Annotated in this window: 2 protein-coding genes and 1 pseudogene; 2 read left to right on the plus strand and 1 reads right to left on the minus strand. The window is 37.5% G+C overall.

Annotated features, from left to right (window positions below; genetic code table 11):
- Window positions 1–893, minus strand: an 893-nt coding sequence (locus V7149_RS25305; protein WP_335348323.1) for a glutamate synthase-related protein, incomplete at its 3' end; no start/stop codon positions are given.
- Window positions 894–1,290: 397 nt separating this feature from the next.
- Here V7149_RS25305 and V7149_RS25310 point away from each other — a divergent pair.
- Window positions 1,291–2,268 carry a ribose-phosphate diphosphokinase gene (locus tag V7149_RS25310; RefSeq protein ID WP_335348324.1) on the plus strand — a complete coding sequence of 326 codons (978 nt, stop codon included), beginning with the start codon at window positions 1,291–1,293 and terminating at the stop codon, window positions 2,266–2,268.
- Between the two features lie 181 nt (window positions 2,269–2,449).
- A pseudogene (locus V7149_RS25315) lies at window positions 2,450–2,995 on the plus strand (cysteine hydrolase family protein); the annotation flags it as partial.

A 2,995-nucleotide genomic window follows, 5' to 3' on the forward strand; every position in this document is an offset into this window, starting at 1 on the left:
ACTCCTCGGATCTCAGCAATTTCAGGCGTGACTTTTGAACCTTCAATGTGACCACCCCGAATTTTCGCCCCTTGCCCTAGTTTTATTTCAAAAGCCTTCACTTGTGGATTGCTTGCTTTTTCACGAAGCAAATCATATGAAAAGCTTCCGTCAGGATTTCTAAATCCAAACTTCGCTGGGCCAATTTGGACCATAATGTCTGCTCCGCCTTTTAAATGGTGGGGCGATAGTCCGCCTTCACCTGTATTCATATAGGCACCTGCGTCTTTCAAACCATAGGAGAGTGCCGAAATCGCATGATCGCCAAGGGCTCCGTAGCTCATTCCGCTCATGGCCACAGGGCTTTTGATCGTGAATGGATAGCGGCAGGAGTCTTTTCCTATAATAATCTTATCTGCATCTGTATAGTGCCACGGCTTTATTTGAGCTTGCTCTCGATGCTCATGACGGGAAAAAAGTGTATCTTTATCCTCCACATATTTATGTGTAATAATAAGGTTTTCATTATCAGCTTGTAAATCTGTGAGTTGTTTCGCAAAAAATGCATTTCGAATATAAAAACCGGGTTTGTCAAAATCGCGCTTGCTTCCGAAAGCAATGATGTTTTTAGCGTATTTCCCTGATTTCACAATATAATGAAAGTCTAGTCGTGAAAAAGGCTTAGCTTCATGATCTCCTTCAAAAAAGTACTGTCTTAACTCTGGACCAATATGTTCGGAAAGATACCGAATACGAGAAAGGATAGGGAAATTTCGTCTGATTGAGTGCTGAGTTTGTGACAAATCCCGCTTTCTAATGACCAATACTGAAACCAATACAATAAGAATCAGTAATAAGGTGACGATAAAAAGGACTGATACCCCAATTATCATGATGTTGCTAAAAGTGCTCATTTCTACACTTCCTCCTAGGATTTTTGAAAAAAGTAATAAGAATTCAAGCTTGGTACTACTTCGGAAGTAGTCTCACAAACTACCATACAATAATGCAAGAAGTATGCCAAGTCTAGTTTTATAGGGATATATGTTGTACAATGATTTATTATGTGATTCACATGCAAGACTTTTTTGCTCTATAATAGAGATTTTGCGCAAAATTTACTTGCGTACTAGTGTTTTGTATTGGTGAAAATAGGTTTTTCTAATAGAAGAAAAGGCAGCATCGTATTGAGCCACTCGCTGTTCGTTTATTTCTATTTAAATGAGGTACATTTCATTGGTTTGCATAAGCAGTTAAAGCTTTCTTCATAACTACATTTCATGTAATATAAAGTAATGATAATAACCAAAAATGATAAAATACCTTGGAGGTAAAACGGTGTCATACATACTAAAAGACAATTTCAAAATGTTTACCTTAAACTCAAATCGTGAGCTTGCTGAAGAAATGGCACAGGTTCTAGGTTGTGAGCTTGGGAAATGCTCAAGCAAACAATTCAGTGATGGAGAAATTCAAATTCAAATTGAAGAGAGTGTCAGAGGAAGTGAAGTATTTTTAGTTCAATCGGCTTCAGAGCCTACGAATGAACATATAATGGAACTCCTTATTATGATTGATGCTTTAAAAAGAGCTTCTGCTAAAATGATCAATGTTGTAATGCCTTACTACAGCTATGCGCGTCAAGATCGAAAAGCCCGTTCTAGGGAGCCCATTACAGCTAGGCTCATTGCTAACCTATTGGAAATGGCAGGAGCAACTAGGATCCTGACAATCGACTTCCATTCTCCGCAAGTGCAAGGCTTTTTCGACAAACCCGTGGATCATCTAACCGGAATTCCAATTCTGGCTGATTATTTTAAGAAAAAGGCATTGGATGATCTTGTCATTGTGGCCCCGCATAATGGAGGAGTTGTTAGGGCAAGAAAGATGGCTAATTTGCTCAATGTGCCACTGGCCCTTATTGATCGCCGTCGTCCTGAGCATAATGAAACGGAAATCATGCACATTATCGGAAATATTGAAGGGAAAAACGCCATTATTATTGATGATTTAATTGATACAGCTGGAACCATTACGACTGGTGTTCATGCTTTAATCGAGAATGGAGCAAAAGCGGTATACGCCTGCTGCACCCATGCACTTCTATCGGGCCCTGCTATTGAACGGATTGAGTCCTCACCCATTAAAGAATTAGTAGTTACGAATACAATTAAGCTGTCTGAAGAAAAACGAATAGATAAAATTACTTTATTATCTGTTGCTCCATTACTTGTAGAAGCAATCGATCGTATTCACAATGAAAAAGCTGTGAGCCCATTATTTGAATAAAGATAAGGATTTATGTAATGAAAGGAAGTTGATGTTTTCAACTTCCTAATTTTTTTTCTAAAGATTAAGGGTCAATCAAATTCAATAACCTACTCAATTAGTTGAATATTAAGAAACGCAAAGATAAGATTGAATTGGAAGATGAATGAAAGTAATCAAAATAGTAGGAGTGTGCATAGCTATGAAAAAGGCATTAATTAATGTAGATTACACCTATGATTTTGTTGCAGAAGACGGCACATTAACATGTGGAAAACCCGGTCAAGCTTTAGAAGAGAGAATTACAGAAATCACAAAAGAATTTATAGAAAAAAATGATTATGTCGTTTTTGCAATAGATGTACATGAAGAAGGAGATCCCTTTCATCCAGAAACGAAATTGTTTCCGCCCCATAATATTTGGCATACAAAAGGAAGAGATTTGTATGGTGCACTAAAGGATGTTTACGATGAAAATAAGATGAGAAAGAATGTTCAATATATAGATAAAACAAGATATTCCGCATTTGCCGGGACAGATCTATCTATAAAACTTAGAGAGCGGGGAATTACAGATATTTATATAGTAGGTGTATGTACGGATATATGTGTCCTTCATACGGCTATTGATGCCTATAACCAAGGTTACAATATTTTTATCTATGAAGACGCCGTTGCTTCTTTCAATCCAACCGGGCACGAATGGGCGCTTACACATTTTGAAAAAACTCTTGGTGCTACAATTATT

The organism is Bacillus sp. JJ1503, from assembly GCF_036965125.1.
Classification (GTDB): domain Bacteria; phylum Bacillota; class Bacilli; order Bacillales; family Cytobacillaceae; genus Cytobacillus.